Source organism: Litorisediminivivens sp. KMU-197, assembly GCF_056858395.1.
Genome location: NZ_JBXEQG010000004.1, coordinates 367,967 through 387,558, shown reverse-complemented (window position 1 = coordinate 387,558; position 19,592 = coordinate 367,967). Strand labels below are relative to the sequence as shown.

General features: G+C 65.9%; 21 protein-coding genes. 4 read left to right on the top strand and 17 right to left on the bottom strand.

The window, feature by feature from the left end:
* Positions 1–52 precede the first annotated feature (52 nt).
* Positions 53–1,387, top strand: coding sequence for a Hint domain-containing protein (locus AC04PT_RS11965; protein WP_482873914.1), 1,335 nt, complete (start codon positions 53–55; stop codon positions 1,385–1,387).
* Between the two features lie 91 nt (positions 1,388–1,478).
* On the opposite strand, the gene AC04PT_RS11960 is transcribed toward AC04PT_RS11965, so the two are convergent.
* The 6 genes from AC04PT_RS11960 to trmD all read right to left on the bottom strand — a co-directional run bounded on the left by AC04PT_RS11960 (position 1,479) and on the right by trmD (position 6,321).
* Complete coding sequence (locus AC04PT_RS11960) at positions 1,479–2,267, bottom strand: division plane positioning ATPase MipZ (RefSeq protein ID WP_482873913.1); 789 nt, start codon at positions 2,265–2,267, stop codon at positions 1,479–1,481.
* Between the two features lie 104 nt (positions 2,268–2,371).
* Entirely contained in the window at positions 2,372–3,580 is a 1,209-nt protein-coding gene (locus AC04PT_RS11955; RefSeq protein WP_482873912.1) for a multidrug effflux MFS transporter, read from the bottom strand.
* Between the two features lie 106 nt (positions 3,581–3,686).
* The gene (gene rpmE, locus AC04PT_RS11950; protein ID WP_482873911.1) at positions 3,687–3,908 is read right to left on the bottom strand and encodes a 50S ribosomal protein L31; all 222 of its coding nucleotides are present in this window, start codon (positions 3,906–3,908) and stop codon (positions 3,687–3,689) included.
* Positions 3,909–3,919: 11 nt separating this feature from the next.
* Positions 3,920–4,312 (bottom strand): 50S ribosomal protein L19, encoded by a 393-nt coding sequence (rplS, locus tag AC04PT_RS11945; RefSeq protein ID WP_482873910.1) that lies wholly within the window; start codon positions 4,310–4,312, stop codon positions 3,920–3,922.
* Positions 4,313–4,588: 276 nt separating this feature from the next.
* Entirely contained in the window at positions 4,589–5,443 is an 855-nt protein-coding gene (locus AC04PT_RS11940) for an EamA family transporter (RefSeq protein WP_482873909.1), read from the bottom strand.
* Between the two features lie 65 nt (positions 5,444–5,508).
* The gene (trmD, locus tag AC04PT_RS11935; RefSeq protein ID WP_482873908.1) at positions 5,509–6,321 is read right to left on the bottom strand and encodes a tRNA (guanosine(37)-N1)-methyltransferase TrmD; all 813 of its coding nucleotides are present in this window, start codon (positions 6,319–6,321) and stop codon (positions 5,509–5,511) included.
* Positions 6,322–6,402: 81 nt separating this feature from the next.
* Here trmD and AC04PT_RS11930 point away from each other — a divergent pair, with 81 nt between their 5' ends.
* On the top strand, positions 6,403–7,278 hold the full coding sequence (locus AC04PT_RS11930; protein ID WP_482873907.1) for a phosphotransferase: 876 nt from the start codon (positions 6,403–6,405) through the stop codon (positions 7,276–7,278).
* On the opposite strand, the gene AC04PT_RS11925 is transcribed toward AC04PT_RS11930, so the two are convergent.
* The 8 genes from AC04PT_RS11925 to AC04PT_RS11890 all read right to left on the bottom strand — a co-directional run bounded on the left by AC04PT_RS11925 (position 7,275) and on the right by AC04PT_RS11890 (position 12,963).
* Positions 7,275–8,078, bottom strand: coding sequence for a hypothetical protein (locus tag AC04PT_RS11925; protein ID WP_482873984.1), 804 nt, complete (start codon positions 8,076–8,078; stop codon positions 7,275–7,277). The two genes, AC04PT_RS11930 and AC04PT_RS11925, sit on opposite strands and share 4 nt — an antisense overlap.
* Before the next feature lie 6 nt (positions 8,079–8,084).
* Positions 8,085–8,603 carry a ribosome maturation factor RimM gene (rimM, locus tag AC04PT_RS11920; RefSeq protein ID WP_482873906.1) on the bottom strand — a complete coding sequence of 173 codons (519 nt, stop codon included), beginning with the start codon at positions 8,601–8,603 and terminating at the stop codon, positions 8,085–8,087.
* A gap of 78 nt (positions 8,604–8,681) precedes the next feature.
* Positions 8,682–9,311: a 5,6-dimethylbenzimidazole synthase gene (bluB, locus tag AC04PT_RS11915; RefSeq protein WP_482873905.1), complete on the bottom strand. Its 630-nt coding sequence runs from the start codon at positions 9,309–9,311 to the stop codon at positions 8,682–8,684.
* Positions 9,312–9,328: 17 nt separating this feature from the next.
* Positions 9,329–9,694, bottom strand: coding sequence for a 30S ribosomal protein S16 (gene rpsP, locus AC04PT_RS11910; RefSeq protein WP_482873904.1), 366 nt, complete (start codon positions 9,692–9,694; stop codon positions 9,329–9,331).
* Between the two features lie 43 nt (positions 9,695–9,737).
* Positions 9,738–10,034 (bottom strand): chorismate mutase, encoded by a 297-nt coding sequence (locus tag AC04PT_RS11905; protein WP_482873903.1) that lies wholly within the window; start codon positions 10,032–10,034, stop codon positions 9,738–9,740.
* A gap of 24 nt (positions 10,035–10,058) precedes the next feature.
* Positions 10,059–10,604 carry a GNAT family N-acetyltransferase gene (locus tag AC04PT_RS11900; protein WP_482873902.1) on the bottom strand — a complete coding sequence of 182 codons (546 nt, stop codon included), beginning with the start codon at positions 10,602–10,604 and terminating at the stop codon, positions 10,059–10,061.
* A gap of 3 nt (positions 10,605–10,607) precedes the next feature.
* A complete protein-coding gene (gene ffh, locus AC04PT_RS11895; protein WP_482873901.1) occupies positions 10,608–12,107 on the bottom strand; it encodes a signal recognition particle protein in 1,500 nt (499 codons plus the stop codon).
* Positions 12,108–12,417: 310 nt separating this feature from the next.
* Positions 12,418–12,963: an FMN-dependent NADH-azoreductase gene (locus AC04PT_RS11890; protein ID WP_482873900.1), complete on the bottom strand. Its 546-nt coding sequence runs from the start codon at positions 12,961–12,963 to the stop codon at positions 12,418–12,420.
* A gap of 121 nt (positions 12,964–13,084) precedes the next feature.
* Between AC04PT_RS11890 and AC04PT_RS11885 the strand changes: the two genes are divergently transcribed.
* A complete protein-coding gene (locus tag AC04PT_RS11885; protein ID WP_482873899.1) occupies positions 13,085–13,981 on the top strand; it encodes a LysR family transcriptional regulator in 897 nt (298 codons plus the stop codon).
* Positions 13,974–14,849, top strand: a complete 876-nt coding sequence (locus AC04PT_RS11880) for a DMT family transporter (protein WP_482873898.1) — start codon at positions 13,974–13,976, stop codon at positions 14,847–14,849. The genes AC04PT_RS11885 and AC04PT_RS11880 overlap by 8 nt, the downstream gene beginning before the upstream one ends.
* Positions 14,850–15,096: 247 nt before the next feature.
* Here the strand turns inward: AC04PT_RS11880 and AC04PT_RS11875 are convergent, their stop codons facing one another.
* The 3 genes from AC04PT_RS11875 to AC04PT_RS11865 form a co-directional block, all read right to left on the bottom strand.
* The gene (locus AC04PT_RS11875; RefSeq protein ID WP_482873897.1) at positions 15,097–15,447 is read right to left on the bottom strand and encodes a hypothetical protein; all 351 of its coding nucleotides are present in this window, start codon (positions 15,445–15,447) and stop codon (positions 15,097–15,099) included.
* A 60-nt stretch (positions 15,448–15,507) separates the two neighbouring features.
* A complete protein-coding gene (locus tag AC04PT_RS11870; protein ID WP_482873896.1) occupies positions 15,508–18,963 on the bottom strand; it encodes a chromosome segregation SMC family protein in 3,456 nt (1,151 codons plus the stop codon).
* A gap of 176 nt (positions 18,964–19,139) precedes the next feature.
* Positions 19,140–19,532, bottom strand: a complete 393-nt coding sequence (locus tag AC04PT_RS11865; protein WP_482873895.1) for a hypothetical protein — start codon at positions 19,530–19,532, stop codon at positions 19,140–19,142.
* Positions 19,533–19,592: the final 60 nt, after the last annotated feature.

The following is a 19,592-nucleotide window of genomic DNA, read 5'->3' as shown; positions in this document are numbered from 1 at the left end:
AGCCCCACAGCGGTAGTTTCGCCCGAATGCCCTGCACCGGACGGAGCGTATCGTGGCGACCTACACCATCGTTTCTGCCACCAAGGACCCGCTCGGTCCTGACGAATTGCATGCGGGCGAGACGATCACGGTCTCGCCGGGCGATGTCTTCATTATCGATCCGTCTGCCGACTTCGACATCACCTTCGCCTCGTCCGGTGGCGGCCCGCATGCCTTTGACGTTCTCATCAACGACAGCAACCCCAATGCATTTAACATCACCAGCCACAGCGACCTGATTCCGTCGGTCACGGTCGCGGACGGCGTCGATGCCGGCCTTGTCGACATGGCGTCACAGAGCGCTGACGGGTTCACGCTGCAGGCCGGTGACAATGTCACTCTCGGCAAACTCTGGGGGTCGGCCTCGGACAGCAACACCATCAGCCTTGGCAACGGGTTCACCGCGACCGGCGACTGGAACACCCTGGGCGGTGGGACGGTCATGACGGTCGGGGACGACGCAACCTTCCTGAAGCTGACGTCGTCGGGCGGGGATGACAGCGTAACCCTGGGCGACCGCGCGACCTTTGAGGAGCTGGACACAGGCGGCGGCAACGATACGATCACGCTCGGCGACGACGCACAGGGCGCAAAGATCAAGGCCGGCGACGGCAACGACGCAATCACGACCGGCAATCGTGAGCAGATAACCTTGGTTGACGGCGCGGCCGGCGTCGATTCCTACACCACCCAGACGGCCGGAACCTCGCCGATCAACGTCGAAACCGTCTCGGTGGTCTGCTACGCCGCCGGCACCCTGATCGACACCCCCACAGGGCCGTGTCGGGTGGAAACCTTGCGCGCGGGTGATCTGGTCTGGACACTTGACCACGGGCCCCGCGTCATTCGCTGGGTGCACCGCAGCCATCGGAGCCTGGACAGCGCCTGCGGAAATGAAGTGCCGGTGTTGATCTCGGCGCATGCGCTGGGAAACGGGCGGCCAGCGCAAGACCTGATCGTATCGCCGCAGCATCGCATTCTGGTGGGGGGACGAGGTCAGCTGCAGGCATGCTTCGCCTCCGAGGTCTATGCGCCTGCCAAGGCTTTGATCGGGTTGCGTGGCATACGGAAGATGAACGGCCGCCGGCGCATCACGTGGGTCCACTTCGCCTGCGACCGGCACGAGGTTGTCTGTGCCAACGGCTGCCTGTCGGAATCGCTGTTGCTGGGGGCCACCATGTTGGATGGGCTGAACCCAGGCGACCGGCATGAGGTGACGCGGATTTTCGGCTCATCGCAACGGCCGGGGGGCGCCCTGAACGGGCCCCCGGCGCGAAGGTGTCTGCGCGTCGCGGCCGTGAGGCAGCGGATTGCCGATGGCGTGCCGAAGCTGTGTCACGAAACCTGACCCCCCCCCAAGCCCAACACTGCGGCTAGGGACCGGACTGGGGTTCGGTATCCATCGGGCGTGATCTTCGCGGCCTCGGCAATACCCGGTGTCAGAAATCGACCTTTACACCGGGCAGGTTCAGCGCCTTGATCAGGTCGCGCAATTCCTGCCGGGCTGCGATGTTCGACATGTTCAGCTGCTTGACCCCAGCATCGCGCAGGTCCAGCAGGGTCAGCCCGCGGGGGAACAGTTCCCGAAACACAACCCTCTCGGAAAACCCCGGTCCGACGCGAAAGCCGATGCGCTTGGCGAGCTTCTCGACCGCGTGCTGCATCTTCATCTTGTTGACCATCTGCTGTGCGCCCACGCGGTTGCGCAATACGATCCAGTCGATTGGCTTCAGCCCGGCCTTGGCGCGGCGCTGGCGGGCGGCCCAGACCATTTCGGAATAGACCGACGGGCCGGTGATGACCTCGCCGTCGGTGTCGATATGCGCCAACAGGTCGAAGTCCACGAAACTATCGTTCAGCGGCGTCACCAACGTGTCGGCCACCGAATGCGCCATCTGGCTGAGACGGGTGTGCGAGCCGGGACAATCGATCAGTATGAAGTCGCTGACCGGGTCGAGATCGGCCAGCGCCTGCGACAACCGCGCCTCCTGCGTGGCGACGTCGCCGGGTATGAAATCGACGTAGCTCGGCGTGGGCAGGTCCAGCCCGGCCTGAGCCATGTGGCTGGTGCGGTTGTGGATGTAGCGGCCGAAGGTCTTCTGGCGCAGGTCTAGGTCGAGCACCCCAACCCGGTGCCCCATCCGCGCCAGAGCGGTGGCCACATGCATCGATACGGTGGACTTGCCGGCGCCGCCCTTTTCGTTGCCGACGACGATGAGATGCGCCATGGCGCTGCCCTCTTGCCTGTGAACTGCTTCGGAGTTTTCCGCTACATTTCACTCCCGCGCGGGGCTGGCAAGGGGCATCTCGCACTGACCAAGGACGCAGCGCTTCAGATTGCGGCCACCCGGTTGCGGGTTGCCACGACGGTGACGACCGCCAGCGCCGCACAGACCAGAATGGCAAGGATCAATCGGGCCGGCGAGCCGTCGAAAAACACCCCCGTCAGCCCGATCATCACGCCGCCCACCACCATCTGCAAGGTGCCGCCATAGGACGAGGCAAGCCCTGCGATCGGGCCGTGCTCTTCCAGCGCCAGCACCATCGAGGTCGGTACCACCAGCCCGAGACAGGCGTTGCCCAGCATCAGCCCGACAACCAGACCTGCCAGCGGCAGCTCGGCCAGCATCGCCCAGACCGCCAGCCCGAGGGCACAGGCGGCAAAGCCCAGCGTGGCGAAAGTCACCACCCGCGCCGCGCCGAACCGCGCGCCCAGCGTGGCGGCGAACTGCGAGGCGCCGATGAAGCCCAGCGCGTTCAGCGCGAAGGCGAGGCTGAACTGCTCGGGGCTCAGCCCATAGCTGCCGGTGAAGACGAAAGGCGACATCGCGAGGTAGACGAAGAAGCTGGCCATGCCAAAGCCGCCCACCATCGTGAGCCCCATGAAGCCCCTGTCACGCGACAGTGTGGCGATGCCGCTTGCCATGGTGCGGGCATTGACCGGACGCCGGGCATCCATGGGCAGCGTCTCGGGCAGGGCGCGCCAGCTTATGAACAGCGCGAAGGCGCCTGCCATGGCCAGCACACCGAAGATCATCCGCCAGCCGCCAAAGCCCATCAACAGCGATCCGGTCAGCGGCGCCAGCATCGGCGAGACCGACATCACCAGCATGATCATCGCCATCATCCGGGTGCCCGCGTCGCCGGTGTGGCGGTCGCGGATGATGGCACGCGGCACCACCATCAGCACCGCCGCCCCCACCGCCTGCAACACGCGAGCCGCGATCAGCACCCCGATCGAGGGCGCGAAGGAGCAGCCCAGCGTGCCCAAGAGGAACACCGCCAGCCCGGCATAAACGGGTCGTTTGCGGCCCACCGCGTCCGACCACGGGCCATAGAGCATCTGCGCCAGGCCGAAGGCGATGAAATAGGCGGTCAGCGTCGCCTGTGTCGCGGCGATCGAGGCGTCGAGGTCGCGGGTGATATCCGGCATCGCAGGCAGGAACATGTCCACCGCGAAGGGGCCGGGTATGACCAGCGCACCAAGCAGCAGGCCTTCGCGCCACAGCGACGGCCTGCGGGACAGGGAAATATCAGACATGGAAAAACTCGCTTTCGTCAAAAGGCGAGGGCACCAAAAGAAAAAAGGCTGCCCCGCGGGTATCCCGGGGGCAGCCTCACGCCTTTGCGCGATGTGCGTCGGGTGCTTAGAACCCGAGCCCCTCGTATTTCTTCTTGAACTTCGACACGCGACCGCCCTGGTCGAGCAGGCGGGTGTTGCCGCCGGTCCAGGCCGGGTGCGCCGACGGGTCGATGTCCAGCGTCATGGTGTCGCCTTCCTTGCCCCAGGTCGAGCGCATCTGGACGACGGTGCCATCGGTCATCTTGACGTCGATGACGTGGTAATCGGGATGGATGTCTTGCTTCATCGAACCGCTCCTTACGCGTCTGCGGCGGCCTTGTCGGCCTTCGGCTTGTAGTTGCTGACCTCGGCGATACGGGCCGATTTACCACGGCGCGAGCGCAGGTAATACAGCTTCGCACGACGCACACGGCCCCGACGCACCACGGTGATGCTGTCGATGTTGGTCGAATACAGCGGGAACACACGTTCCACGCCTTCGCCGAACGAAATCTTGCGGACGGTGAACGATCCCGCGATACCTTCGCCGTTCTTGCGGCTGATGCAGACGCCTTCGTAGTTCTGCACCCGGGTACGCGTGCCCTCGGTCACCTTGTAGCCGACACGGATGGTGTCGCCGGCCTTGAAATCGGGAATCTCCTTCCCGAGCGAGGCGATCTGTTCGGCCTCGAGTTCTGCGATCAGATTCATCTGATCCTCTCCTATGTCTCTCACGGTTTGGCCCGTGAAGGTGGTCGGCCTCAGAGCTCTTGGTCTTCTTTCGGGTCCGCCTATGCGCCCGCCAGAGATCAGGTCGGCTTTGCTGTCCTTTGTCCCGCGGCCTTGCCTCTGGTGCCCTGCTCGATCCCCGCCAGAAGCAGACGGGAATCAGGAAAGGGCCAGCGCGGCGCGGAATGCGCGGGGTAAACCAGAGATCGGCGCCGATATCAAGAGAAAACGGCCTGCCGCGATCTCGGGACCCGGCCGTCAGCCCCTTGCAAAGCGCAGCAGCCCGGCACCGAGGATCGTCACCATGGTCGAGGCCACCTTGGCAAGGTCCAGCCGCTCGCGCAGGACGATCACGCCGATCAGCAGCGCAAAGACTATCGAGGTCTCGCGCAGCGCGGTGACCAGTGCGATCGGAGCCTGGGTAAAGGCCCAGACGACGATGGCATAGGCCAAGTAGGAAGCACTGCCGCCGATCAGCCCCATGCGCATGACCCGCCGGTCACGGGGCAATTGCCGGATCAGCCCAGGCCGGCTCCAGGCGATGAAGGCACAATACAGCACCGCATTGCCCAGCGCCGCCCAAGTCCAGTAGCCCATAGCGGTGCCTGCCGCCCGCGCGCCCATGCCATCGACAAGCGAATAGGCGGCGATGAACCCGCCGGTGCCCAGCGCCATGGCCGCGGCGCGCGGGTTGCGGGTGCCGTCGGCGCGGCGCACCAGCGCCAGCGACAGAATTCCGGCGGCGATCAGACCGATGGCGGTCAGCTCGGCCGGGGCGAGGGTGACACCCAGCGCCCCCACCGACACCGCTGCCACGATCAGCGGGGCTGATCCACGTGCGATCGGGTAAACCTGCGTCAGGTCGCCTGCCCGGTAGCCCGCGATCAGGAACAGCTGATAGCCAAGGTGCAGCGCGATGCCGGCAAAAAGCCAAGGCAACCCGGCCAGCGCCGGCAAGGGGATGAAGGGCAGGGCGAGCAGCGCAAGCGGCACATGCCCCAGAACCACTGCCGTCATCGCCACATGCTTGTCGAACCCGCCCTTGACCAGCGCATTCCACGTGGCGTGCAGCATCGCGGCCAGAAGAACGGCAAGGAATACGGTCAGTGTCACGCGGCAAGCTCCGGCATTGTCGGCCGGCCGCCGGCATCGCGCTGGCGGCCTGTCATGCGGCGACCCTAGTCGCTGCGCCGCCGGGTGTCACTGGCCCGTGTCTGCCAGGCCTCCCAAAGGTCGGGCCGGCGTGCACGGGTCAGCGCCTCGGACTGCGCCTGCCGCCACTTGGCGATCTCGCCGTGGTGGCCCGACAGAAGCACGTCGGGGATGCGGCGGCCCCGCCATTCGGCGGGCTTGGTGTACTGCGGATGCTCCAGCAGCCCGTTGGAGAAGCTTTCCTCTTCGGCGCTGGCCTCATTGCCCAGCACGCCCGGCAAAAGCCGCACAGTGGCGTCGATCATCGCCTGTGCCGCAATCTCTCCACCGGTCATGACGAAATCGCCGAGCGAGACCTCGGAAATCCCGTAGTGCTCGATCACCCGCTGATCCAGCCCTTCGAAGCGGCCGCAGATGAACACCGCGCCCGGTGTGGTGGCGAGGCTGCGGGCCATCTTCTGGTCAAAGCGCTTGCCACGCGGGCTGAGGTAGATCAGCGGCCCCGGTCCCTTGCGCAACGCGTGCTCGATCGCGCGCGCCATGATGTCGGGTCGCAGCACCATCCCCGCTCCACCGCCAGCGGGCGTGTCGTCCACGTTGCGATGCTTGCCTTCGCCAAAGTCACGCAACTGCACCGTGTCGAGCTGCCATAACCCGTCCTTCAACGCCCGCCCGGTCAACGATCCGCCCAGCACGCCGGGAAACATCTCGGGGAACAGCGTGATCACCGTCGCCCGCCAAGCATGCGCCAGATCCGGTGCGTCGCGCATCAACGGTTCGGGTTTCAGCGTCGGGCGGACGGCCTTGCGGCCATGGGACTTGTTGGGCGGCTGTGTCATGGGCGCTCCTTACCCGGTGAAAACGCAGCAGGGAAGGGGTTCGGGCTTGGCCGGGATGCCGAAATCGCGTCACAAGGGGACATGCTGACCGATGACCTGCCCCTCGCCGCATGGACCGCGCTGAGCCCGGAGACCCCGCCTGCCGACGTGGAACTGCTTGGCGCGCAGATCTGGCGCGTCGGGGATGTCGTTCTCAAGCGCTTTCCCGATGCCGCGCCGAACCAGTTTCGACGCATTGTCCGTGCGCACCGGCAGGCGGGGCGCATCTTTCGCGGCACGCCCCGGCTGGCCGCGCAACGCCTGCATGCCTTCGATGACGCACATCGCGCGCTGCTGCTGGCCTATGTCCCCGGACGATCCGGCCGCATGGCGCTGCTGGACGGGGACGATCCGGGCGTGATCCTGTCACAGGCCGGGGCGTGGTTGCATCACCTGCACGCGGGACGCCCCACGTCGGAGGCCGTCTTCAATCCGAAGCCTGCCCTTCGTCGGCTTGATCCCGCACCGGCCTGCGCCGACATCCGCGCCTACCGGACAGCACAGGACAGACTGCACCATGACGCCTTGGCGCTCCGCGACCGTCCGACCCCGCACGCCGTCCTGCACGGCGACATGACGCTGGCCAATCTTCTGACCGACGGCGACACCATGACGGGCATCGATTTCGAGAACCTCGCCGCGCATCCAGCCGCCCGCGATGTCGGAGAGCTGTGGGCCGATCTGCTGCTGCATGTCCGGGAATTGCCCGAGGATGCAACGCCCATGCCGCGCGTCTGGAAACAGGGCTTTGCGGCCGCATATCCCGCGCTCGACCTCGAAACGGCGCTCTTCTACACCCGCCATCGTCTGCTGCGTGCCTGGTCCGGGATCCCACCGCGCGGGCGGGACAGGGGGCCGCACCGAGTGCGTCAGCTGATCAACCTGCGCAGTCTGGTCCGCAACGGGGCTTTCGCCTAACGCTCGCGCTTTGCCTCGATCCGCCGCGCCATCCGCAGCATGGTCTTTTTCAGCGAAACCACCTTGCCATCGGGCAGGGCACATCGGTTGAGCGCGAGAAACACGTCGTCCAGCCCCTTGGGCCGAGAGTTCGACGTCGTACCGGTCTGAAGCTCCTGGCGTGCCGCCTCCGGCACCTCGAGCAGATCGAGAACCGGCGTCATCGGACCCTGGGGCAGCTCGCTCATGTCCTCCAGGCTCATCGCCTGCACTAAGAAGGGATCGACTGCCTTGGCCGTCTGGGCGACCACCGTGTCGAACTTTGCCGCCCGCGCGAACAGCCTCGCGAAGTCGTCCGGCCCTTCCGTCCGGCGCGCCGAGCGCAGGATCTGCCAATAGGCGCTGCGGAACCATGGCTCCGCCGCCCGGGTGGAGAAATGAAACCTCAGGTCAGCCGATTGGCGAAACACCGTCACCGCCGCCGCCGCGATCTGCGCCATCAATGCCGGTGCCGCACCATAATCCGCGATGTCATGCCGCCCCGGTAGATGCCCCGACAGGTCTTCGCTCAGCAGCGCCACCGGGCGCGGGTCATCCTTGTCCAGCGTGTCGAAGAACGCCTCCGCAGCCTCGTAGACGTGTTCAAGGGCCACCGCGTCCTCGGCTATGGAGTAGGCCCGCGCCGCATCGGTCAGCCCGCGAAAATCGTCGCGCAGAAAGACCCGCACGTGGGGCATCAAGACCTCGGCATTCGTCGCCGCCATGGTCTGGACCGAGGTCGTCCCGGTCTTGTGAAACCCAGCGTGGATGACGATGCGCACCAAGGCTCAATCCTCGTCGGTGTCGGGAAAGAGCCCCTTCGGCGGATCCGCCACGATCCGACCGGCGCCAATGTCCACCGTCGGCACCGCCGCCAGCGTAAAGGGAAGCAGCACTGTAGATTTCAGTCCCGGACCATGCACCTCCAGCAGGTCGTCGGCACCGTGGTTGTGCACCGCCTTGACCCGCCCCAGCGACACGCCGCCGGTGTCGAAAACCTCGATCCCGATCAGGTCGGCGTGGTAATATTCGTCATCGTCCAGATCCGGCAGACGATCACGCGGCGCAAACAACTGAACCCCGCGCAGCTCATCCGCCTGCTCCTTCGTGGCCACACCCGACAGCCGCGCCGCGAAGCCGCCCTTGACCGGACGACCCAGATCGATGTCGAACGCGCGGCCGTCTTCAGTGCTCAAGGGGCCGTAGCCGGCGATCGCCTCCGGCTCTGCGGTAAAGCTTTTCAGCCGCACTTCGCCGTGCACGCCGAAAGCGCCTGCAATCGCGCCCACGCAAACCTGTTCAGACATAGTCACCTTCCGTCGCATTCTGTCACTGCTCACCGGCCATGAAAAAGCCCCGTGGCCCGCGCCACAAGGCATTTATGCTTAAACCTCGCGCAAGGGCAGGCTGCCCCGGCGCTTTTCCCAGCCCGCAGTCTCCAGTTCCGGCGTCATGCTCTCTTCCTCGGGCCAGCCGATGCAGAGATAGGCCACCAGTGCCCAGTCCCCGGGCACCGCGAGGTCGCGCTTCAGCCGGTCCGGATCGAGGATCGACACCCAGCCGACGCCAAGACCCCGCGCCCGGGCATAGAGCCAGAAAAGCGTGATCGCACCGACCGTGGAATACCGCCGTGTTTCGGGCATAGTCGCGGCACCAAGTCCTGCGCCCTTCGCCGTGTCCTCGGCGCAGAATACTGCTACCTGCTCGGGCGCGTCGCGCATCCCCGACAGCTTCAGCCCGCTGTAATGCTGCGCTTTCTCACCGTCATAACCGTCCAGCGCCCGTGCATTGCAGGCTTCGAAGTTCTTCTGCGCTGCCTGCCGCGCCTCGGCGCTGCGTACACGCACTACCCGCCACGGCTCGCTCAGCCCCACCGAGGGGGCCAGCAGAAACGCGTCGAGGCACTGCCGGAGCAGTGCCTCGTCCACCGGATCGCGGCGAAAGTGGCGCACGTCGCGCCGCCAGCGCATCAGATCGGTCAATTGCGCCCGGAAGTCCTCCGAGAAGCACGTCATGACGACGGCCCGCGCGCTTATTCTTCCGCGGTCGCTTCAGCGGCTTCGGCAGCCTTTGCAGCCTTTTCCTCGGCGCGTTCCTGGGCTTTCTTGCCCGGGGTGCCTTTCTTGGCGTTGGCACGCTCTTTCTTGTCGACGACGCCGGCAGCTTCCAGGAAGCGCGACACGCGGTCTGTGGTCTGTGCGCCTTCGCCCAGCCAGTACTGCACGCGCTCCATGTCGAGCTTCACGCGGTCTTCGCTGTCTTTCGGCAGCAGCGGGTTATAGGTGCCCAGCTTCTCGATGTAGCGGCCGTCGCGCGGCATGCGCGAGTCGGCGGCGACGATGCGGTAGAAGGGGCGTTTCTTGCTGCCGCCACGGGCGAGACGAAGTTTGATGGCCATTGGGTTTCTCCTTTGAATGGCGTGTGGGGCCGGTCGGTCCGGCCTATGATTGGTGTTGCTGGTGGTGCCGAATGACTTCGGCGATGATGAAGTTCAGGAACTTCTTGGCGAACTCCGGGTCGAGATCGGCCTGAATTGCCAATTCCTCCAGACGCGCGATCTGGTTCGCTTCGCGGTCAGGATCGGAGGGGGGTAGGTCGTGTTCAGCCTTCAGCTTGCCCACGGCCTGGGTATGCTTGAACCGCTCGCCCAGCGTATAGACAAGGATCGCGTCCAGCCGGTCGATGCTGGCGCGGTGGCCCTTCAGAAGCTCGGCCGTGCGGGTGACGTTGTCAGTCAAGAGCGTATCCTTTCTTCCGCGGCCTCATGCCGTGCCCTCAAGCGGGTAATCGAACACCAATGCACCGTCGAGCGTGCCGCTCTGGACGCCGCCCAGCTTGGTGACCAGTGCCTGACTCGCGGTATTGTCAGGTGCGACGTAGCTGACGACACGGTCGGCCCCGAGGCCCTTCAGGTGGGCCAACGCCGCCTGCGCACCTTCCAGCGCAAAGCCCTGCCGCTGCGCTTCCGGGGCGATGAAGAACCCCAGTTCAATAGCCTCGTCGCCCGGCTCCACGCCTGCGAAAACAAAGCCCACCGGCGCGCCGCCATGGCAGACAGTGAACATCCCGTCGCCGCGCAGCACCCAGCCCGCCACGTAATTGGCGAATTGCGCCCAGATCGTCTCGACGTCCGGGGCCTGTCCCACGAACTTCGCGGCAGGCGACGAAAACAGCCGTTCGAACAGCGCGAAATCGTCCACCTCCGGCGCGCGCAGGATCAGCCGGGCTGTCGCCAGCACCGGAAGCGCGGCACGCGCGGCGGCGGCAATCTCTGCACCGGGGCAGGGAAGGGAGACAGGCGACAGCATGGCCTACTTCTTCTTTCCGAAGCCGCTGAGGCCCGGCGGAAGCGACGCGCCACCCAACCCGGGCAGACCGCCCTTGGCGCCCATCTGTTTGGCCGCTGCTTCCAGCGCCTTGGGGTCCATGCCCTGTGCCATTTCAGGGGGCAGACCGCCTTTGCCGCCGAACATGCCACGCATCGCCTGTTTCAGCATGCCGCCTTTGCCCATCTTGCCCATCTTCTTCATCATGTCGCCCATTTGGCGCTGCATCTTCAGAAGTTTGTTGAGGTCGCTGACCTCCATGCCCGCACCCGCCGCGATGCGTTTCTTGCGGCTGGCCTGCAACAGCTGCGGGTTGGCGCGTTCCTTCTTGGTCATCGAATTGATCAGCGCGATCTGCTGGCGGATGGCGCGGTCATCGAACCCTGAGTCCTCGACCTGCTTGGCCATCTTGCCCATGCCCGGCATCATCGACATCATGCCCTGCATGCCGCCCATCTTGAGCATCTGGTCCATCTGCATCTTCAGGTCGTTGAAGTTGAACTGGCCTTTCTGGAAGCGCTTCATCATGCGCTCGGCCTGCTCCATCTCCAGCGTTTCCTGGGCCTTCTCGACCAGCGCAACGATGTCGCCCATGCCGAGGATGCGGCCGGCGATGCGCTCCGGTTCGAAGGTCTCGAGCGCGTCCATCTTTTCGCCCAGACCGACGAACTTGATCGGCTTGCCGGTGACCGCACGCATCGACAGCGCCGCGCCGCCGCGCCCGTCACCGTCCATCCGGGTGAGCACCACGCCGGAGATGCCGATCTTGCCGTCAAATTCTTCGGCGACCTCCACGGCGACCTGACCGGTCAGACCGTCCACCACCAGAAGCGTCTCGCGCGGCTGCACGGCGTCGCGGACATCTTCGACCTCCTGCATCAGCACCTGGTCGATCTGCAGGCGGCCGGCGGTGTCCAGCATGTAGACGTCGTAGCCGCCCAACATCGCCTGCTGCTTGGCGCGTTTGGCGATCTGCACCGCGCTCTCGCCCTTGACGATCGGCAGCGTGTCGACACCAACCTGCTTGCCCAGCACTGCCAGCTGGTCCATCGCCGCCGGCCGATAGATGTCGAGCGAGGCCATCAACACCTTCTTGCCGTCGCGATCCTTCAACCGTTTGGCCAGCTTGCCGGTGGTGGTGGTCTTGCCCGAGCCCTGCAGGCCGACCATCAGGATCGGCGCCGGGGCATTGTCGATCTTCAGCGTGCCGGGTTCGCCCTCGCCCTTCAGCACTTCGATCAGCTCGTCATGGACGATCTTGACGACCTGTTGGCCCGGCGTGACCGATTTGGTTACCGCCGCGCCGGTGGCCTTGGCCTCCACCGCCTTGATGAAGTTACGTGCCACCGGCAGCGACACGTCGGCCTCCAGCAGCGCGACCCGCACTTCGCGCAGCGCGGTCTTGACGTCGTCGGCGCTCAGCGCGCCCTGCTTGGTGAGGCGGTCGAAGACGCCGGAAAGGCGATCTGACAGACTTTCGAACATGGGGCTTTCGCCTCCCGATCTCGTTTCCCTTGCCGCCTCATGTAAGACGCGACCGCTCAAAGCACAAACGCTCCCACGGGCGCAACGCGCTGGTGGGAGGCGATCCCGGGCTAGGCCCAAGGGACCGGAAGGCACAGTGCTTCCGGGTGTTGGCGCGGGGATTAGGCCAAGTCCAACAGAGAGTCAAGCCGGCCCGCATGACACGAGCCGGCCTCCTGGTCTTCTTCTGGCCGGAAATATCCCGGGAGGTCTGGGGGCAGAGCGCCCAGCCTGTCGACGCGCACAGGCGCGGCGAAAACCTCCCAAGCGATCAGGCGGCGGCCTTCACCGCTTCGGCTTCGTCGGTCACGAAGGTCACATCGGTGATGCCCACGAAGCCAAGTATGAACCGCAGGTATGTCGAGGCATGGTCGAACTCCGAGCCCAACGGCGTTCCGCCCGAGGCATAGGCCACGATTGCCTTCTTGCCGGTCATCAGCCCCTCGGGGCCATCGGCGGTGTAGCGGAAGGTCACCCCGGCGCGCGCGATCTGGTCGACCCATGTCTTCAGCGAGGCGGGCAGATTGAAGTTGTAGACCGGCATACCGATCACGAGCGTATCGGCCTCCTGCACCTGCGCAACCAGAGCGTCCGACAGAGTCAGCTTCTCGCGCTGCGCCTCGGTCCGATCCTCGGCGGGGGTGAAGTTCGCGCTCACCCAGGCCTCGTCTACCTGCGGCAGCGGCGTATCGGCGAGGTCACGGGTGATCACACGCGCCGGCGACAGCGTTTCGACAACGGCGTCGGTCAGGGCGCGGGTGGCCGAGCCGGTCTTGCGGGCAGATGCGTCGATGCGCAGAACGGTCTGGGTGGTCATGGTTGGTCTCCGGATCTTGATGTCTGTCTCTGCACCGACAAATAGCCATTGCATTTCCGAACTCAATGCCATCAATTTAACAAGACTTGCGCGTTTGCGCACACAGTTCACGAGGAACCGAATGGACAATTGGGGAGAGGTCCGCACGGCGTATCAGGTCGCGCTGCACGGCACCGTCAGCGGCGCCGCCGAGGCGTTGGGCGTGCACCACGCCACTGTGATCCGACACATCGACGCGCTCGAGGCGCAGCTTGGTGCCAAGCTGTTCCAGCGCCATGCCCGCGGGTACACCCCCACCGAAGCCGGGCAGGACCTGCTGCGCGTGGCCCAGACCACCGAGGATCAGTTCAACCAGTTGCAAGGGCGCATCAAGGGTCGGGGCGAGGGCGTCTCGGGCGAACTGGTGGTGACCTCGTTGGCCGGCATGGCCGGGCAGTTCGCGCAGGTGATGGCCGAGTTTCAGCGTGAATACCCGGACGTGGTAATCCGCTACCTCACCGGCGACCGGCTGTTCCGGCTGGAATACGGCGAGGCCCACGTCGCAATCCGTGCCGGTGCCCCGCCCGAGCAGCCCGACAACGTGGTGCAACCGTTCTTTCGCCAGCCCGTCGCGCTCTATGCCGCGAAAAGCTATGTCGCGGCGCACGGCGTGCCCAAAACCGACGACGATCTTGCCCGGCACCGGCTGGTTTCTCACGACGACAAGGACAGCCGGGCGCCGATGTACCGCTGGCTGCGCGGGCAGGTGCCCGAGTCCGCCTGTGTCTTTCGCAGCACCGACAGCCGTGCCGCCGCCGAGGCGGTGGTGTCCGGCATAGGCATCGGCTTCATCTCGGTATTCGAGGCCTGCCGCCACCCGGACCTCGTCGAGGTCATGCCGCCGCGCGACGAATGGTCGTCACAGCTCTGGTTGGTCACCCACGTTGATCTGCACCGTGCGGTCAAGGTGCAGGCCTTCCTGAAGTACCTCAAGGCCCATGCCAAGGATTGGGAAGTGGACTGCGCGGGCAATGACTGAGGCGGCCAAAGGCCACCTGGCGATGCTGGTCTTCTCGGCGCTGGTCGCAGGGTCCTTTTCGCTGGGGGCGCTGGTCGCCAACGAGATCGCGCCAGCCGCGCTGCAAGCCGTGCGTTTCCTTTTGGCCGCCGTGCTCACCGGCGCTCTGGCAGCGGCCTCCGGCAAGGTTCGCCGCGCGCACTTCAGGGCTCCGTGGCGCTATTTCGTGCTGGCCGCACTCTTTGGCACCTATTTCGTGCTGATGTTCGAAGGATTGAGATCCGCCGCCCCGGTCAGCGCCGCCGCCGTTTTCACCCTGATCCCGATCATGGCTGCCGGTTTCGGCTATCTCCTGCTGCGCCAGATCCTGACCCCCCGCATCGCGCTCGGCCTCTCGGTCGGGGCAGCCGGCGCTCTCTGGGTGATCTTTCAGGGCGACGTCGCGGCCCTCATGCGCTTCCAGATCGGCCGCGGCGAAGCCATCTATTTCGTCGGCTGCATCTGCCACGCAATCTATGCGCCCTTGCTCGCCAAGCTCAATCGTGGTGAACCGCCTGCGGTCTTCACCACCGGCATCCTGACTGCCGGAGCGCTGCTGATCGCCGCTTACGGCTGGCGCGACCTGCTGGCAACGGACTGGGCCGCGCTGCCGCTGATGGTCTGGCTGGCGCTCGCCTACATCGTGTCGTTCGCCACCGTCGCCACCTTTATGGCGCTGCAATATGCTTCCCTGCGGCTGCCGGCATCCAAGGTGATGGCCTACACCTACCTGACCCCGTCATGGGTGCTGCTGTGGGAGATTGCCCTGGGTCACGGCGCCCCGCCTGTGCTAGTGTTGGGCGGCGTGGCGCTGACCATCGCTGCACTGCTGGTGCTGATCAGGGAATAGAGGGGGGCGTCCGTTACGGCCCTCGGCAGCTGTCTAGGGCCCGTTTGCTAGGCTCTGTCACAGACCTGTCCAGGCCCGGACAAGAGCAATAAGAATGGAAGCCGCCGCAAAAGTCAGCATTCCCGTCATGGATTTACCTTCCGTTACTGGCATTACATCAGATCAACCCGCGAGGGCGCGGTTGGTTTCAAAATGACTGCATTTGATTTATCCGACGTTAAGGTCTCGTATGACCTTTGGGGTCACGTCACCGTACGGGAAACCTGTCGCCCTTTTCGGTGATAACCACCAACCGGTTCTGCGCGTCCGTCACATAGAGATCGCAGCGCGAGAACCCGTTGACGAAGTCGATGCAGATCCGGCCGTCTTCCATGACCTCGAAATAGCCATATCCGGTGCCGCCTTCATTCGCGTAGGTATAGGTGTACCGGCCATCTACGTAGTATTCGGCCTGTCCGCCGTCGTAGAATTCGATGGTCCCGCCGCGTAACCGGGCATCCAGCGCGGCCTTTCCGAATCCGGTGTCGTCCTCGCGCGGTGTCCAGGTCTGGGCGGCAAGGGGCGTGGCGGCAACGGCTACGGCAAGGATCAGGCGCATCGAAAACCTCCGGCATGACGCCCCAAGCCTAGCCGATCCCGCGCACCACGGACCACACGATCACGCGACCATCTTTTCGGCCTTCTTCAGGTCAACCGACACCAGTTGCGATACGCCCTGTTCCTGCATGGTGACGCCGAACAGCCGGTCCATCCGCGCCATCGTCACCGCGTGGTGGGTGATGATCAGGAACCGCGTTTCGGTCTGGCGGCACATTTCGTCCAGAAGGTCGCAGAACCGGGTCACGTTGGCATCGTCAAGCGGCGCGTCGACCTCGTCGAGCACGCAGATCGGCGCCGGATTGGCCAGGAACACCGCGAAGATCAGCGCCAGCGCGGTCAGCGTCTGCTCGCCGCCCGACAGAAGCGACAGGGTCGAAAGCTTTTTGCCCGGCGGCTGGCACATGATCTCGAGGCCGGCCTCCAGCGGATCGTCGGATTCCACCAGCACCAGGTTGGCCTCGCCGCCACCGAACAGATGCGTGAACAGCATCGAGAAATTCGCATTCACCTGCTCGAAGGCGGTCAGCAGCCGTTCGCGCCCCTCGCGGTTCAAGCTGGCGATGCCGTTGCGCAGCGTCCGCACCGCCTCTTCCAGGTCGGTCTTCTCAGCCACCAAAGTGTCATGCTCTTCCTGCACCTCGCGGGAGTCTTCCTCGGCTCGCAGGTTCACCGCGCCCAGACCGTCGCGTTGCCGTTTCAGCCGGTTGACCTGCTCTTCGATGCGGTCGGCAGTCGGCATGTCTTCTGGATTGACGTCCAGTTTTTCCAACAGCTGCTGTGGCGAGACCTCCATCTCGTCCTCGATGCGCGCCGCGGCGGCCTGTGTCGTCTCGCGCGCCGCCTCGGCCCGCGCTTGCGCCCCGGCCCGCGCCTCGCGCGCTTCCGAGGCCGTCCGTTCGCAGTCCCGCTCTTGGGTGATCGCGGCGCGCAGCACCGTTTCGGCCTCGGCCAGCGCATCTGCCGCCGCGCGCCTGCGACCCTCCGCCCCGGCGATGCTTTCGGCCAGTTCCTCGCGCTGCTCGGCGATCGCTTCCGGCACCTGTGCCGCCTCGGCAAGGTCGGCCTCGCTGGCTGCCTTGCGGTCGTGCAACTCTGCGCTGCGCTTTTCCGCAGTCTCCAGCCGGTGGCGCCAGCCCGAAAGCTCCTTGGTCACCTGCTGACTGCGCCGGGTGCGGGCCTCGCCCTCTCGGCGAAGCTCATCCAGCGCCCCGCGCCGCGCCATCATCGTCATCCGCGACGCTTCGACGGTCATCTTGACGTCGTCGACCAGCGCTCGCGCCGCTTCGAGATCAGGGAGATCCGCGGCCGCCCGCTCGGCTTCGCGCAGTTGCAATGCAGCCGCCTGCGCTTCTTCCTCGTGTCGCTTGACCGCCAGCCCGAGACTGTCGAGACGGCCCTCGGCGAGGTTCTTCTCGTTCTCCGCGCGGTTCATCGCCCGGCTGGCGTCGTTGAAGGCGCGGTCGGCCTCGCGCCGGGCTTCGCGCGCCTCCTTGTCGGCGCGGGTCAACTCGGCCAGCCGCGCGATCAGCGCCTCGTGCGCGTCGCGGGCCGCTTCCATCCGCGTGGTGGTGCGCTCAAGAGATTGCTTCAACTCCTCCAGACGGTTGAGTTGCTCCAGCCGCAGCGCCGCCGCTGTCGGCGCATCCTCGGCCCAAGCGCGATAGCCGTCCCAGCGCCAGAGATCGCCTTCGGGTGAGACAAGCCGCTGGCCGGGGCGCAGCAGCGGTTGCAACCGCGCGCCTTCCTCGGCCTCGACCAACCCGATCTGCGCCATGCGCCGCGCCAGCACTTCGGGCACCGAAACATGGTGCGACAGCGGGGTCACGCCGCCGGGCAGAGCGGGCGCGTCGCTGTAATCGGGCAGGGAGGACCAGCCCGATGGTCCGTCGGCGGCCACTTCCGGCGCCCGCAGATCGTCGGCCAGAGCGGCGCCCAAGGCCTTCTCGAAGCCCTGCTGCACCTGCAATCGGTCCATGATCTGACCACCCTCGGCGGTGTCACGATCCAGAAGCCGCGCCAGCGCCGTGGCCTCGGCCCGGAGCGCGTTGGCTTCTCCTTCGGCCTCGGACCGCTCGGCCCGGGCGTCGGCCTCGCGCGCCTGTGCCTCGGCGCGCGCGTCATCCGCCGCGCTCAGCGCCGCATCCGCCCGCTCCGCCATGTCCTTGGCAGCGTCCTCGGCCTCTCGCGCCGCCGCTTCGTCACTGGCCGCACGGACCAGCTTGGCCTTGGCCTCTTCCACCGCCGTCCGCGCCTTTTCGGCCTCGGTCTCGCTGCGGGTCTGCAATTTCCGGCTGTCGTCCAGCAGCCGCTGTGCCGATTGGTGCCGCGCCGCAAGACGCGCTACATCCTCGGTCTGCCGCCCCAGGTCGCCCTCGCGCTCGTTCAACACCGAGGCTGCCTCCTGCGCCGCCTCCGTCGCCTCGGCCATCTGGTCGTCGAAACCCTCGCCGGCCTTTTCCAGCTCGCGTGCTTCCCATTCCAGCCGCTCGATGGTCTCGCCCGCGTCGCGGTTCAGCCCGGCCTCGCGCTCGATGTCATGGCCCAACTGCGCGATCCGCCCCTCCAGCGTCGCGATCTTGTCGCGCGCGGCGGCCTCTTGGCCCGCCAGCGTGTCGCGCTGTACCTGCAGACGCTGGAGAACGGCGGCGGCAATTGCCTCTTCCTCGCGCAGGGGAGGCAGGGCGGTCTCGGCCTCCTCGCGCGCCTTGCCGGCCTGACGCGCGGCCGTCTCGGCCTGCGCCGCAGCGGTCACCACCGCGCGCAACGCCTCCTCGGCCTTCTGCCGCGCCTCGTCGGAGTCCCGCCAGCGGCGATAGAGCAACAGCCCCTCCGCCTGTCGCAGTTCCTCGCCGATCGCCCTGTACCGTGCCGCCTGTTTGGCCTGCCGCGCCAGTTGCGCCAGCTGCGCCGCCAATTGCTCGATCACGTCATCGACGCGTAGCAGGTTGGCCTCGGTGCTCTTCAGCTTCAGCTCGGCCTCGTGACGGCGCTGGTAGAGCCCTGAGATGCCAGCAGCCTCTTCGAGGATACGCCGACGCGCCTTTGGCTTGGCGTTGATCAGTTCGGAGATCTGCCCCTGCCGCACAAGCGCCGGCGAATGCGCGCCCGTGGAGGCATCGGCAAACAGCATCTGCACGTCGCGCGCCCGCACGTCCTTGGCGTTGATCTTGTAGGCCGAGCCGACATCGCGGGTGATCCGCCGGGTGATCTCGAGGTGATCGCTGTCGTTGAACCCGGCTGGCGCCAGCCGGTCGGAATTATCCAGTTGTAGGGCCACCTCGGCATAGTTCCGCGCCGGCCGCGACGAGGCACCGGCAAAGATCACGTCCTCCATGCCGCCGCCGCGCATCGCCTTGGCGCGGTTTTCGCCCATCACCCAGCGCAGCGCTTCCAGCAGGTTCGACTTGCCGCAGCCGTTCGGGCCCACCACGCCGGTCAGCCCGTCCTGGATCATCAGGTCGGTGGGATCGACGAAGCTCTTGAACCCGGTCAGTCGCAGCTTGTTGAAACGCAATGCTCGGCCCTCTTTGGCATCCGGTGATTCCCGGTTTTCAGCCAGTCTGCGGGCAAGGATTGCGCGCTGTCAATGTGGGCGTACAGGATGTGGGGCGGCGGCTTGGGTTATCCACAAGATATCGGCAGCTTCTCGCGTAGCTGCGTAGGATGGGTGTTCTTCACCCAAAAACCGCATCACTCGCAGACCATGCGCACATCGCTGTCGCCGGTCCGGTCGGGTGCAAAGACGGTGCCGGTGCAAAGGGTCCGCCCGCGCGGCTTGCGCGGAACACGTCCGTCCCCGCAATCGAGCCCTGCAAGCAACACCGAGGGATCGCCTTGCAGCCAGGCGACGGTGCAGCCCGTGGCCAGTTCGATCGCCCGCCCGCCGTTGGCTGTGACGTCGCGCATCCGCGGCGGCCACATGGCATTGGTGCGGATCGCTTCGGCCAAGCCATTCCGCACACGGATATCGAACGCCATCCCGCCGACCTCGCGCTGCACCGGGGCCACGCCAAGGTGGCGCAGCCCCGGCGTGTCGCAAGACAAGAGAAAGACAGCCAAGGGAAACATCACTGCGTGTCTCATCGCCGTGCGATCCTGCCACGCGCTTGGTTAACAAGTCCTTACCGCCAACAGGGTTGCCCC